The organism is Rouxiella sp. WC2420 (assembly GCF_041200025.1).
Classification (GTDB): domain Bacteria; phylum Pseudomonadota; class Gammaproteobacteria; order Enterobacterales; family Enterobacteriaceae; genus Rouxiella.
This window is the reverse complement of sequence record NZ_CP165628.1, coordinates 1,082,302-1,095,642: the sequence shown is the minus strand read 5'-3', so window position 1 is coordinate 1,095,642 and position 13,341 is coordinate 1,082,302. Positions and strand designations below refer to the sequence as shown.

Sequence of the window (13,341 nt, the reverse complement as noted above, 5' to 3'; positions counted from 1 at the left end):
CTCACGCGCACGGCGTCGGAGAAAGTGTTATTCTGTGCTTCATTTCGTCATATCTTTTCGTCATCCAAAATCGGGAGACTTACAGTGTCTGAACTGTCTCAACTTTCACCACAACCATTGTGGGATATTTTTGCCAAGGTTTGTTCTATTCCTCATCCTTCTTACCATGAAGAAGCACTGGCTAAGCACATTATTGACTGGGCCGCCGAACAAGGCATCCATGCCGAGCGCGATCAGGTTGGCAACATCTTGCTGCGCAAATCTGCCACCGCCGGCATGGAAAACCGTAAACCTGTGGTGCTGCAAGCCCACCTGGATATGGTTCCGCAGAAAAATAACGACACCGTTCATGACTTCCTTAAAGATCCTATTCAGCCTTATATCGACAACGGCTGGGTAAAAGCGCGCGGCACAACGCTTGGCGCAGACAACGGCATCGGTTTAGCTTCTGCCTTGGCGGCACTGGTTGCTAAAGATGTGGAGCACGGCCCGCTGGAAGTGTTGCTGACCATGACAGAAGAATCTGGCATGGACGGCGCATTTGGTCTGCAACCAAACTGGCTGCAGGCAGAAATCCTGATTAACACCGACTCGGAAACCGAGGGTGAAATTTACATGGGTTGCGCGGGTGGTATCGACTTTATCACCACTCTGCCTCTGCAGCGCGAAGCGGTTCCGGATGATTTCACTACGCTGAAACTTACTTTGAAAGGCCTGAAAGGCGGCCACTCCGGTGCTGAAATTCATCTGGGTCTGGGCAATGCCAACAAACTGCTGGCTCGCTTCCTGTGCAAACACGCCGAAAAACTCGACGTGCGTCTGCTGGATCTGACCGGCGGTACTTTGCGCAACGCTATTCCACGCGAAGCAGTCGCTCAGCTAGCGGTTGCTGCCGACAAAGTTGAAGCTTTCAAAGCAGCGGCGGAAGAGTTCCAGTCTGTGATTCAGTTCGAACTGGCCGCGGTGGAAAAAAACATCAAGCTGGTGATCGAAGCTGCACACAGCGATGTAAAAGCCTTGAGCAAAGACAGCCAGAGCCGTTTCCTTGGCCTGTTAAACGCAACGCCAAACGGTGTGATCCGCATGAGCGACGACGTTAAAGGCGTAGTTGAAACCTCGTTGAACGTTGGCGTGGTGAGCATGAAAGAAGGTGAAGCAGAAATCATCTGTCTGATTCGTTCACTGATCGATAGCGGCAAAGACTACGTGGTCAGCATGTTGACCTCAGTCGGCCAGCTAGCAGGCGCGAAAACTTCGCCAAAAGGCGATTATCCAGGCTGGAAGCCGGACCCGGAGTCTCCGGTTATGGCGCAAGTCCGTGAAATTTATCAGGGTCTGTTTAATAAAACCCCGAACATCATGGTGATCCACGCGGGTCTGGAATGTGGTCTGTTCAAAAAGCCTTACCCAGAGATGGACATGGTTTCTATCGGCCCAACCATTACCGGCCCTCACTCACCGGATGAGCAAGTGCACATCGGCAGCGTTGACCTTTACTGGCAGTTGCTGACCGCACTGCTGAAAGCGATTCCAGAGCGCGGCTAAAATCCTTCAAACGGCAGCAAGGCGGCAACTGAAAGAATCTTCAGGAGCTTACACAAGTCAGTGACTGGAGTGACAGATGGAAGCCAACACATCTGCCGTTTGAAAGATGCGGATAATCAATATCCTGTAGATTTCAGACGGCAGCAAGGCGACAACTGGAAGAATCTTCAGGAGCTTACACAAGTCAGTGACTGGGGTGATGGAAGGAAGCCAACGCCTCTGTCGTTTGAAAGATGCGGATAATCAATATCCTGTAGATTTCAGACGGCAGCAAGGCGGCAACTGGAAGAATCTTCAGGAGCTTACACAAGTCAGTGACTGGAGTGATGGAAGGCAGCCAACGCATCTGCCGTTTGAAAGATGCGGATAATCAATATCCTGTAGATTTCAGACGGCAGCAAGGCGGCAACTGGAAGAATCTTCAGGAGCTTACACAAGTAAGTGACTGGAATGATGGAACGAAGCCAACGCATCTGCCGTTTGAAAGATGCGGATAATCAATATCCTGTAGATTTCAGACGGCAGCAAGGCGGCAACTGGAAGAATCTTCAGGAGCTTACACAAGTCAGTGACTGGAGTGATGGAAGGAAGCCAACGCCTCTGTCGTTTGAAAGATGCGGATAATCAATATCCTGTAGATTTCAGACGGCAGCAAGGCGGCAACTGGAAGAATCTTCAGGAGCTTACACAAGTAAGTGACTGGAGTGATGGAAGGAAGCCAACGCATCTGCCGTTTGAAAGATGCGGATATTACTCCCAGGGTAATAAAAGCTGCCGTTCTATCTGCGGATCCTGCAACGTGACGTGCAGTCCCACCAGCCTTACCCCTCGCCCTCCGCGCCGCATCTCCCACGCCTCTTGTGCAACGTTAAGTAAATCAGCCTTGTTCAACACTGGCCAGACATGCTCTTGAGTCGTCTGCTGAAAATCGTGAAACTTGAGCTTTACGCCCTGCCGCGCAATACGCAAACTAGGGCTTACACGAGTCAGGCGCGTTTCCAACTCCGGATAAAGCCGGTCAATCAGCTCGACGCAGCTTTCCCAGTCGTGGATGTCCTCAGCCAGCGTGCGTTCAACACCCACAGATTTGCGCAGGCGCTCGGAAGAAATCTCGCGTTCATCAATGCCCTGACAGCGCTCCCACAATACGCGTCCAAACTTGCCAAATCTTTTCAGTAATAGTGCTAAATCATAGCGTTGCACATCGCCACAGGTCATCAATCCCTGCTCTTCAAGCTTGCGGGCGGTGACTTTGCCAACACCGGGAATTTTTGCCAACGGCAGATCCTGCAAAAAGTCAGCAACTTTGTCAGGTGTGATCACGAACTGCCCATTGGGTTTATTAAGGTCTGAAGCGATTTTTGCTAAAAATTTGATCGGTGCAATACCCGCAGAGGCGGTGAGATTAAGCTCGTCGAAGATTGCCTGACGGATTTCACTGGCCATCAATGTTGCCGAACCGTTGCAGTAGGGGCTATCGGTGACATCAAGATAGGCTTCGTCCAGCGATAGGGGTTCAATCAGCGACGTGTAACGAGCGAAAATTTCCCGAATGCGCAACGAAGCTTCTTTATAGGCCTCGCCACGGCCAGGTATCACTTTAAGATGCGGGCATAGCTTGAGCGCCATCGCGGTAGACATTGCGCTATGAACGCCATATTTGCGAGCCGGATAATTGGCGGTGCTTATCACGCCTCGGCGGTCTTTACTGCCACCAATCGCCAGCGGGATATCGCGCAATGAGGGATCGTCGCGCATTTCAACGGCTGCGAAAAAGCAGTCCATATCGACGTGAATGATCTTGCGCATAGCCCCTTCCCTCTATGGATAACTGTATAAGTATACAGTTTGATTTCTTAATCTCAAGTGTCGAAATGAGACATTTAATCTGTTTGCGGAGGCTTAATTACCGAGAGTTTTGTAAAAAGCTGCAAATAAAGGCTTTTTTTCGCCTAATAAAGAAATAAATTACATTTAAGGCCATTGATAAAAATTTAATCAGTATTAATATGGCTACATTCAAACCTATTGAATATTTGTGGCAGTCCGCGACGTAAATGTCTGCGGATAAAAAATAATAGAGTTGTAAATAAAGCAGGATTAAGAATGGTCAGAATCGCGCTGCTACTTGCGATGCTTTTTAGTTTACCCGTTTTTACCATGAGCAGCGCTGTCGCCAGCGAACAGGCTCCGGTACAGGCCGGTGTTCAACAGCAATTATTAGGTTCCCCTGTTTATATTCAGATATTTAAGCAAGAGCGCACTCTCGAACTCTATGCAAAAGTCGAAGATAAATTCCAACTGGTCGGTGCTTATCGTATTTGCGATTTCTCGGGCGGTTTAGGCAACAAACGTCGTGAAGGTGATTTTAAAAGCCCTGAAGGTTTTTATAACATCGATATTCACCATTTGAAGCCTGACAGCAGATTTTATCGCGCTATTAATATCGGCTTCCCCAATGATTACGATCGCGCTCAAGGTTATTCAGGTAAATATCTGATGATCCACGGTAACTGTTTGTCTATTGGGTGCTATGCCATGACCGATGCCTACATGAATGTGATCTTTAATTACGTTCAGGCCGCGTTCGATAACGGGCAGCGCAACGTTGAAATCAGTATCTATCCTTTCCGGATGACTGACGCCAACATGCAATTAAATAGAAATTCTTACTACATTAATTTCTGGCGTCAACTGCAGCCTGGTTATGCCTATTTCCAGAAATACCACCAGCCGCCAAGCGTTTCAGTCATTAACGGCAATTATGTTGTTAATCAATCGCAGACTCTTACGCCACAGCCTTCACAGCTGGCGTTCGCCACAGTGAAATAATGCGAATTCGCCTGGAGCAATCTTGTTCCAGGTTTCATTGCCGGTAAGCGGCTGGGTCGCAATGACCGTGACGACATCGTTAGGTGTCGTCTGCTGCTGAAAATCAATCTCAACATCCTGATCCAGCAGCGTGGCTTTGCCAAACGGCGCGCGGCGGGTGATCCAGTGCAGATTGGTTGAACAATACGCCATCACAAAATGCCCATCCGACAGCAGCATATTAAAGACGCCTTTCTTGCGAAGTTCATCGGCCAGCGAAGCAATATAGCGAAACACTGGCGGCCAACTGCGAGGCGTGCGCGGATAACGTTCTGAAAGTTTGTGCAGCAACCAGCAAAAAGCATATTCGCTATCTGTTTGCCCAACTGGCCTAAGCTTGCCAGTATCCAGCTGGCGATAACCACGCAGCTGGCCGTTATGGGCATAGGTCCAGTTACGGCCCCATAATTCGCGGGTAAACGGATGGGTGTTTTCCAGCGACACTTCTCCACGGTTCGCCTGACGAATATGCGAGATCACGGCCAGCGACTTAATGGGATATTCCTGCACCAGCCGGGCAATCGGCGAGTTAAAGCTGGGCTGGGGGTCTTTAAACGTCCGGCAGCCATTACCTTCATAGAAAGTAATACCCCAACCGTCTTTATGTGGGCCAGTCAGCCCCCCACGTTGCACCAACCCGGTAAAACTGAAGCAAATATCGGTAGGGACATTTGCGCTCATTCCGAGCAGTTCACACATCGCCAGTCTCCTGATAAAACAAAATTGCCCAGGCAGGATTTATTATTCTGCCATCTCTTTTTCAATTAATAATATCAGGATGTGGATGATTTTGATGTGAATTTCTTGCACGCGGTCAGCATAGCCGAAATGTGGAACGCGAATTTCAACGTCGGCACCCAACGAGGCCATTTTTCCGCCGTCTTTACCCGTCAGAGTCACCACTTTCATGCCTTTGGCTTTAGCCGTTTCCAACGCTTTAATGACGTTGCCCGAATTGCCAGAGGTAGAAATGCCCAATAGCACGTCGCCCTTCTGACCCACTGCCTCAAGATAGCGTGAGAAAATATATTCATAACCAAAATCGTTGCTAACGCAAGAAATGTGGCTAACGTCAGAAATTGCAATGGCCGGATACCCTGGACGATTATCGCGGTAACGGCCCGTGAGCTCTTCAGCAAAGTGCATAGCGTCACAGTGCGAGCCGCCATTACCGCAGGACAACACTTTGCCACCGGCTTTGAAAGAGTCGGCAATCAGTTTTGCAGCACGTTGAATAGACGCAATATTGTTCTCATCGCTGATGAATTTATTAAGTACTTCAGCAGCTTCGTTCAATTCTGTACGGATAATATCCAGGTACATGGCAACCTCGTAGAGTTTCTTAGGCAAATATTCTGCGGTGCAGTGTAGCCGAAAGGGCAAAAGGCTAGAAGTCTTCCAGCCGTCTTACCTACGATACTTTACGCTTTTCACTCTTCGTGCTGTGACTTTGTGACGTAAGTTGTAATTAGAATGTAAACGCGTTGATAAAGCCATTGTCCTGGTCTAAAACCATAGTATCACCTCAACAGGTCAGACCTCCTACAACTTCAGGAGTTTTACTATGATAGTCCTTAGCATCGTTGCTTTATTCGTGCTGATTGGTGCCCTGTTTTATCACCGCGTCAGCCTGACATTAAGTAGTATTGCCCTACTGGTTTATACCGCTGCCTTGGCCGTTATTGGCTTATGGACTCCCTGGCTACTGCTGCCTCTGGCAATCATTCTACTGCCTTTAAACCTCCCTTCTTTACGTCGTTCCCTGTTTTCAGGCCCTGCGCTGCGTGCTTTCAGCAAGGTCATGCCGAGTATGTCGCGTACTGAAAAAGAAGCGATTGAGGCCGGCACGACTTGGTGGGAGGGCGATTTGTTTAGCGGTACGCCAGACTGGAACAAGCTGCATGGCTATCCGCAACAAACCCTGACCGAAGAAGAACAGCGCTTTATCGATGGGCCGGTCGAAGAGGCCTGCCGGATGGCCAATGACTTCCAGATAACCCATGAACTGGCAGACCTGCCGCCCGAACTTTGGGCCTACCTGAAAGAACATCGCTTCTTTGCGATGATTATCAAGAAAGAGTATGGCGGCCTCGAATTCTCTGCTTATGCTCAGGCCCGCGTGCTGCAAAAGCTGGCGGGCGTTTCAGGAATTTTGGCGATTACCGTCGGCGTGCCAAACTCCCTCGGCCCGGGTGAACTGCTGCAACATTACGGCACCGAGGAACAGAAAAATCACTACCTGCCGCGTCTGGCGAAAGGTCTTGAGATCCCGTGCTTTGCCTTAACCAGCCCGGAAGCCGGTTCTGATGCCGGTGCAATCCCGGATTTTGGCGTGGTGTGCATGGGTGAATGGCAAGGCGAACAGGTTCTTGGCATGAAACTGACCTGGAACAAACGCTACATAACACTTGCTCCAATCGCGACCGTGCTCGGCCTGGCATTCAAGTTGAAAGATCCTGAACATTTGCTGGGCGATACCGAAGAGTTGGGCATTACCTGTGCGCTGATCCCGACCGATACCCAAGGGGTCGAAATTGGTCATCGCCACTTCCCGTTAAACATTCCTTTCCAGAATGGTCCAACCCGTGGCAACGCAATTTTCGTACCTATCGACTATATTATTGGCGGTCCAAAAATGGCCGGTCAGGGCTGGCGCATGCTGGTTGAATGTCTGTCGGTAGGTCGCGGAATTACCCTGCCTTCCAACTCTACCGGCAGCCTGAAATCCCTGGCCGTTGCTACCGGTGCCTACGCCTATATACGTCGTCAGTTCAAACTGCCGATTGGTAAAATGGAAGGGATCGAGGAGCCGCTGGCGCGCATCGCGGGCAATGCTTACGTGATGGATGCCGCCGCTACGCTTATCACCAACGGCATTATGCTCGGTGAAAAACCGGCCGTACTGTCGGCAATTGTGAAGTATCACTGCACCCATCGCGGTCAGCGCGCGGTGATGGACGCCATGGACATTACCGGTGGTAAAGGCATCATGCTCGGTAACAGCAACTTTGTCGCCCGTTCGTATCAGGGTGCGCCAATCGCCATTACTGTTGAAGGCGCGAATATTCTCACGCGCAGCATGATTATTTTTGGTCAGGGTGCTATCCGCTGCCATCCTTATGTACTAAAAGAAATGGCCGCGGCTGAAAGCAAAGATTTAACCCGCTTTGACCGCGCCCTCTTTGGACATATCGGACATATTGGAACCAATAAAGTACGCAGCCTGTGGTTAGGCTTAACCCACGGTCGCACCAGCCGCGCGCCGGTTAATGACGCGACTCGTCGTTACTATCAGCATATCAATCGTCTGAGCGCCAACCTCGCGCTGCTGTCAGATATTTCGATGGGCGTGCTTGGGGGTAGCCTCAAACGTCGCGAACGTATTTCGGCGCGTCTTGGCGATATTCTCAGTCAGCTTTATTTAGCCACCGCTACGTTAAAACGCTATGACGAAGAGGGTCGCAACGAGGCCGATCTGCCGCTGGTGCATTGGGGCGTGCAAGACTGTCTGAATCAGGCCGAGACGGCGATAACCGATCTGCTGCGCAACTTCCCGAACGGTTTTATTGCTGGGTTGATGACGCTGGTGATTTTCCCGCTGGGTCGGGTACATCGCGCGCCTTCAGACTTACTAGATCATGAACTGGCTCGCATCCTTCAGGTGCCTTCTGCTACTCGAAGCCGCATTGCCCGCGGTCAGTATCTGGTGCCAAGCGAGCATAATCCAGTGGGTCAGCTGGAAGAAGCTTTACGAGATATTATTGCCGCCGAGCCGGTGCATAAAAGACTGTGTGAAGCGATGGGTAAAAAACTGTCATTCACTCGTCTGGATAAGCTGGCGCAGATGGGAATGGATGCCGGTCATTTAAGCGCCGAAGATGCTCGTATTCTATCCCGCGCGGAGGAAAGTCGCCTGCGCTCAATCAACGTCGATGAGTTTGAACCGGACCAGTTGGCGCAGCAAAAAGCGCCAGAGGAAAAACCATCGCCTAAACATACCGAAGCCGCTTAATAGATGGAAAATAGCCACCCTCACAGGTGGCTATTAGCTTACTTGCTCGTTGTGGTAATGATCACGTTGAGAGAGTTATTGGAAATATTCCAGCTCCCCTTTCCGAGGCTCACTGCCACAGCCGAAACAATGATGAAGATACAAAGGTATCTTTTCATTGCGCGGTCCTTGCTCAGACCGCTTCACGGAACCACCACCGGAGATAAAACCGTGAAACAAGCACTTAGGCGTGCCTGCGGTTACGGCCATTAGATATCCTTTTCTAAACCCGGTGCCCACTTGCTTAAGGTGGCGAAAAGGCCAGCGGCCATCCTACACCAATTTGGCTTAGGGATCGCTTGACAGAGAATAATATTAAGGTCAAAATTAAATCACTAATCTGTGCTTGCGTTAAGTTAGTTCAAGCCCGCTGGAAAGGCCGCTTACCGGACCAGCACAAAAAAACCGCCATTGGCGGTTTTTTTGTGGGCGGTGCACAGGGCGATTTTCAGAACTTTTTTCATAAAAGTCAGGAAATAATCAGCCTTTTTTCGGGCGAACGCGCATAGTAAGACCTTTCAAGAAGTAGGTCATTTAAACGCCTAAACCTACCGAAGCCGCTTAACAGATAGAAAATAGCCACCCTCACAGGTGGCTATTAGCTTACTTGCTCGTTGTAGTAATGATCACGTTGAGAGAGTTATTGGAAATATTCCAGCTCCCCTTTCCGAGGCTCACTGCCACAGCCGAAACAATGATGAAGATACAAAGGTATCTTTTTATTGCGCGGTCCTTGCTCAGACCGCTTCACGGAACCACCACCGGAGATAAAACCGTGAAACAAGCACTTAGGCGTGCCTGCGGTTACGGCCATTAGATATCCTTTTCTAAACCCGGTGCCCACTTGCTTAAGGTGGCGAAAAGGCCAGCGGCCATCCTACACCAATTTGGCTTAGGGATCGCTTGACAGTCGATATTATTAAGACCAAAATCGTCTTGCTTAGGCGTGCTTGCGAAACAATGAAATACATGAATATGATACCGCTGGAAAGGCCGCTTACCGGACCAGCACAAAAAAACCGCCATAGGCGGTTTTTTTGTGGGCGGTGCACAGGGCGATTTTCAGAACTTTTTTATAAAAGTCAGGAAATAATCAGCCTTTTTTCGGGCGAACGCGCATAGTAAGACCTTTCAAGAAGTAGCGCAAAACCTGATCACCGCACGGGCGATAGTTCTTGTGGCCTTCTTTACGGAAGAACGCGCTCAACTCACCTTCAGAAACTTTAAAATCAGCAGCAGCCAACACGCCCTGCAAATCTTCAGTTTTCAGTTCAAAAGCCACGCGCAACTTTTTCAACATCACATTGTTGGTTACACGCTTTTCAACTTCTGGAGCCGGGAAGCGATCGTCTTTACCACGTTTGAAGAAAATCAGACCATTGAGGAAGTTCGCCATCACTTCATCCGGGCAAACCATATAGTCCGCTTCGTCTTCTTTTTTCAGATAACGCGACATCACCGCCGGAGTAATAATTGTGCCGGTAGACGCCAGAATCTCAATCAGCCGGCCTTCGCTCAAGTCGAGCATATAGCGTACGCTGCGCAAGACATCGTTATTCATCATAATTCTTTATTCCCGTGTGGGTGATTGGTAACCGAGGAACTGCTTGGGGATTACCCGCTGGCGCCTCGTAGCCGGGCATTATACAAGTCTGGGACGCAAGCGCCCCTTCTTTCTGATGAGATATTTGATGTATCACGCAGCCTGAATCAAGGTCAGGCTGCTTTTAAACAATTAAGTGAAGGAAAATTAACCGTTTTGACGGATGCGAGCGATCAGCCCTTCGATATCATCAATTTGTGGTGCAGTAATAATTAGCCACTGGCCTAGACTTAAAGCATGACGCTGGCATTCGTGGCGCATTTCTTGGTCGGCAATGTTTTTCAGGTCAGCAACGTTCGAAAAGCCAATAGTGCGACGTATCAATTCAGAACCGCAATAGCCTACCGCATCATGCCAGATATGCTTGAGATAATGTTCCGCATAGCCCGGAATCTTAAAGGCCAGGTCCTGAGTTTTATCCCGTGCCAGTTGCAGGAAGCGCTCGGAGAAGCTCAGCCACAGATCACGTAAATCCTGTAAACGCTGTTCACGCCCGTCCGCCGCCTCACGCGTAGCCACCAAACCTGGTAATCCACAGTAATTCAGCAGCAGATTCCCCATGGCCGACCCCGGATCAAAACCAATCGGCCCATAAAAACCAAATTCGGCGTCGATCACTTTCAGACGACCTTCAGCGACAAAAATTGAGCCACTGTGCACATCACCGTGCAATAAAGCCTCAGCATTGCTGAGAAAACGCTGTTTAAGATCCCCTACCGCAATACGTAACGATATATCGGCGCGAAGTTCATCAACAGTAGGTTGCAAAGCAGCGTCATAACAATTGCGCTCATGCTCGATATACGGATCGGTAAAAAACAGATCTTCAGTGATCAGACAAAGCTCAGGGTTAAGAAAGCGGCCAACTTCCGATTTTTTATGCTCGGCGTTCTGATAAAGATCTGAAGTATGGAACAGAGATTGCGCCAGATATTCGCCAAGCTGGCTCGCAGCCTGAGGATAGTATTTGCCTTTTACCAGCTCACCGCGCCAGATTTCATAATCAGAGAGATCTTCTTGCACCATCACCGCCAGCTCAGGGTCATGATGAATAACTCTCGCCGTGTGCTGAGGGCAATGCTCATAATGGACAATCAGCGTTTCAGCTTCGATTCTCGAGCGGTCAATAGTCAAAGGCCAGGACTCACCTACACAACGCACGTACGGCAATGCCTGTTTCACAATGACTCGACTAATGCCCTGAGTATCGCGGATTTTAAATACCAGATTCAGGTTGCCGTCACCGATTTCATCGGCAGTTATCAACGACAGTGGATCGTCCACGCCACCAAACTGACGGGCATATTCCACGGCATCCGCGGCGTTAAATGTGTAATAACGTGACATCCTAACCTCTCGTAATCTTTCTTGTGCAACCCGACATGTTATGTGGTTCAACAAAGCCTGAAACCAGAATGGTGCTCGGCAAAAGCAAGTAGCCATAAAAGCATTTAGACGTCTATACATCCGAAACTTATGTTGGCAGAATAAGCAATCAGATGCAACCGCGCAACAGGGATTTCAATCACAATGCAGACTCTCACTACTACCAGTTTACGTATCCGTAAAAGTCAGCTGTGGATACTGGATCAGCAGGCTTTACCACAGCGCGCTGAATGGCATCTTTGTCGCAGCGTTGAAGATTTGGTCGGGCACATTCAGGCTCTGCGCGTGCGCGGTGCTCCACTGATAGGTTTATCCGCCAGCCTGCTGCTCGCACAGCTGGCCGAAGGCGGCATGCCAGTTGCAGATCTGCATCAGGCTCTGATTACGCTTCGGGAATCGCGTCCGACCGCGGTAAATCTGATGAACAATCTGGATCGAATGAAAACTGCACTGGAACAACGTTTTCATGTTCCGGCGATGGTGCAAGAAGCAGAAGGGCTGGTGGGCGAAGATCGTGAGCTGTGTAATCGCATTGCCAGCAACGGCGCGCAGCTGGTAGCTCCGGGTAGTCGCCTGCTAACCCATTGTAATACTGGCGGACTGGCCACTGCGGGCGTCGGCACTGCACTGGGCGTAATCCATCGTGCGCATCAACAGGGTAACGTTTCACAGGTATGGGTCGATGAAACCCGTCCTTTATTACAGGGCGGACGCCTGACCGCCTGGGAATTAGGCGAGCTGGGCATTCCTTACAAGCTGATTTGTGATTCGATGGCCGCCAGCCTGATGGCAAAAAAACAGGTCGATGCGATTTGGGTCGGCGCTGACCGCATTGCCGCCAACGGTGACGTAGCTAATAAAATCGGCACTTACAGTTTGGCGGTACTCGCGCGCTATCACGGCATTCCGTTTTACGTTGCCGCGCCGCATACTACCCACGACTCACACTGCCCTAATGGTGATGCAATACCAATCGAACAGCGCGCAGCGAGAGAAGTTACGGGCGTTTCTGGCAGTTTCGGCGACGTGCAGTGGGCACCGCAAGATGCGCAAGTTTACAATCCGGCATTTGATGTCACACCGGCCGAGTTGATCAGCGGGTGGGTGCTGGACAGCGGGGTAATATTACCCGAGCAGGTCAGAGACGGGATTTTTAAAACAGCCTTGAAAGCTTAGCTACGATTGAGACGCGAGTTCTCCATCCTGGCCGTCCTCCACTGTAAAAAAAGTGGGGGACGGGACTTTAAAAGCTGCTCCCTGCCTTATAAATTAACTAATTCCATTCACATCAATAAGTTAGATAAGTTTGCGAGAGGACTTTTTATTACTCACCGAGTCGCGGATAAGCATCGGCAATCGCGTCGCCAGTAAAATGTGCGACCCAGCCTTCTGGATTGTCGAACAGGCGTATTGCGGTAAATGACGGCGAACCGCCCATATCAAACCAGTGGCGGGTGTTGGCCGGTACCGAAATCAGGTCATTCTTCTCGCACAGGATCTGGAAAATCTTGCCTTCAAGATGCAGGCAGAATAAACCTGCACCATCGACAAAAAAACGTACTTCATCTTCGCCATGAATATGTTCGGACAGAAACTTGGTACGCAGAACCTCGCGCTGTTCATGGTCCGGACTCATGCTAATCACATCCCAGCTTTGATAGCCCTTCTCGGCCACCAGTTTGTTGATTTCATGCTGATAAGCGGCGATCACCTGTTCAGATTCAGGATTGCTGCCCAACTCGCGATCCGCCTGCCAGCGCTCGAAGCGAACATCGATTTTCTTCAATTCGGCGGCGATAGCATCACCATCACGACTTTCCCAAACAGGTGCTGAAGGATCGCTATCGCTGAAAATAGTCAGTGCACTCATTGCAAACTCCTGGTG

At 50.0% G+C, this 13,341-nt stretch carries 12 protein-coding genes; 6 read left to right on the top strand and 6 right to left on the bottom strand.

Annotation, left to right across the window (positions count from 1 at the left end):
• Positions 1-84: 84 nt before the first annotated feature.
• Complete coding sequence (gene pepD / locus AB3G37_RS05180) at positions 85-1,545, top strand: beta-Ala-His dipeptidase (protein WP_369789914.1); 1,461 nt, start codon at positions 85-87, stop codon at positions 1,543-1,545.
• 326 nt (positions 1,546-1,871) lie between these two features.
• The gene (locus AB3G37_RS05175; RefSeq protein ID WP_369789913.1) at positions 1,872-2,042 is read left to right on the top strand and encodes a hypothetical protein; all 171 of its coding nucleotides are present in this window, start codon (positions 1,872-1,874) and stop codon (positions 2,040-2,042) included.
• Between the two features lie 253 nt (positions 2,043-2,295).
• Here AB3G37_RS05175 and dinB read toward each other — a convergent pair whose 3' ends face one another.
• On the bottom strand, positions 2,296-3,354 hold the full coding sequence (gene dinB, locus AB3G37_RS05170) for a DNA polymerase IV (RefSeq protein ID WP_369789912.1): 1,059 nt from the start codon (positions 3,352-3,354) through the stop codon (positions 2,296-2,298).
• Between the two features lie 297 nt (positions 3,355-3,651).
• Here dinB and dpaA point away from each other — a divergent pair, with 297 nt between their 5' ends.
• Complete coding sequence (dpaA, locus tag AB3G37_RS05165; protein ID WP_009638208.1) at positions 3,652-4,377, top strand: peptidoglycan meso-diaminopimelic acid protein amidase; 726 nt, start codon at positions 3,652-3,654, stop codon at positions 4,375-4,377.
• On the opposite strand, the gene AB3G37_RS05160 is transcribed toward dpaA, so the two are convergent.
• Both AB3G37_RS05160 and lpcA read right to left on the bottom strand, forming a co-directional pair.
• Positions 4,348-5,115: a class II glutamine amidotransferase gene (locus AB3G37_RS05160; protein ID WP_009638207.1), complete on the bottom strand. Its 768-nt coding sequence runs from the start codon at positions 5,113-5,115 to the stop codon at positions 4,348-4,350. The two genes, dpaA and AB3G37_RS05160, sit on opposite strands and share 30 nt — an antisense overlap.
• Positions 5,116-5,157: 42 nt before the next feature.
• Entirely contained in the window at positions 5,158-5,739 is a 582-nt protein-coding gene (lpcA, locus tag AB3G37_RS05155) for a D-sedoheptulose 7-phosphate isomerase (RefSeq protein ID WP_017491492.1), read from the bottom strand.
• A gap of 241 nt (positions 5,740-5,980) precedes the next feature.
• Between lpcA and fadE the strand changes: the two genes are divergently transcribed.
• Both fadE and AB3G37_RS05145 read left to right on the top strand, forming a co-directional pair.
• Positions 5,981-8,428, top strand: coding sequence for an acyl-CoA dehydrogenase FadE (gene fadE, locus AB3G37_RS05150; RefSeq protein WP_369789911.1), 2,448 nt, complete (start codon positions 5,981-5,983; stop codon positions 8,426-8,428).
• A gap of 338 nt (positions 8,429-8,766) precedes the next feature.
• Complete coding sequence (locus AB3G37_RS05145) at positions 8,767-8,976, top strand: hypothetical protein (protein WP_369789910.1); 210 nt, start codon at positions 8,767-8,769, stop codon at positions 8,974-8,976.
• 584 nt (positions 8,977-9,560) lie between these two features.
• On the opposite strand, the gene AB3G37_RS05140 is transcribed toward AB3G37_RS05145, so the two are convergent.
• Positions 9,561-10,031: a DUF1456 family protein gene (locus AB3G37_RS05140; protein ID WP_009638204.1), complete on the bottom strand. Its 471-nt coding sequence runs from the start codon at positions 10,029-10,031 to the stop codon at positions 9,561-9,563.
• A 186-nt stretch (positions 10,032-10,217) separates the two neighbouring features.
• Entirely contained in the window at positions 10,218-11,417 is a 1,200-nt protein-coding gene (gene mtnK, locus AB3G37_RS05135; RefSeq protein ID WP_369789909.1) for an S-methyl-5-thioribose kinase, read from the bottom strand.
• A 183-nt stretch (positions 11,418-11,600) separates the two neighbouring features.
• Between mtnK and mtnA the strand changes: the two genes are divergently transcribed.
• Positions 11,601-12,632: an S-methyl-5-thioribose-1-phosphate isomerase gene (mtnA, locus tag AB3G37_RS05130; protein WP_369789908.1), complete on the top strand. Its 1,032-nt coding sequence runs from the start codon at positions 11,601-11,603 to the stop codon at positions 12,630-12,632.
• A 148-nt stretch (positions 12,633-12,780) separates the two neighbouring features.
• Here the strand turns inward: mtnA and AB3G37_RS05125 are convergent, their stop codons facing one another.
• A complete protein-coding gene (locus AB3G37_RS05125; protein ID WP_009638201.1) occupies positions 12,781-13,326 on the bottom strand; it encodes an acireductone dioxygenase in 546 nt (181 codons plus the stop codon).
• Positions 13,327-13,341: the final 15 nt, after the last annotated feature.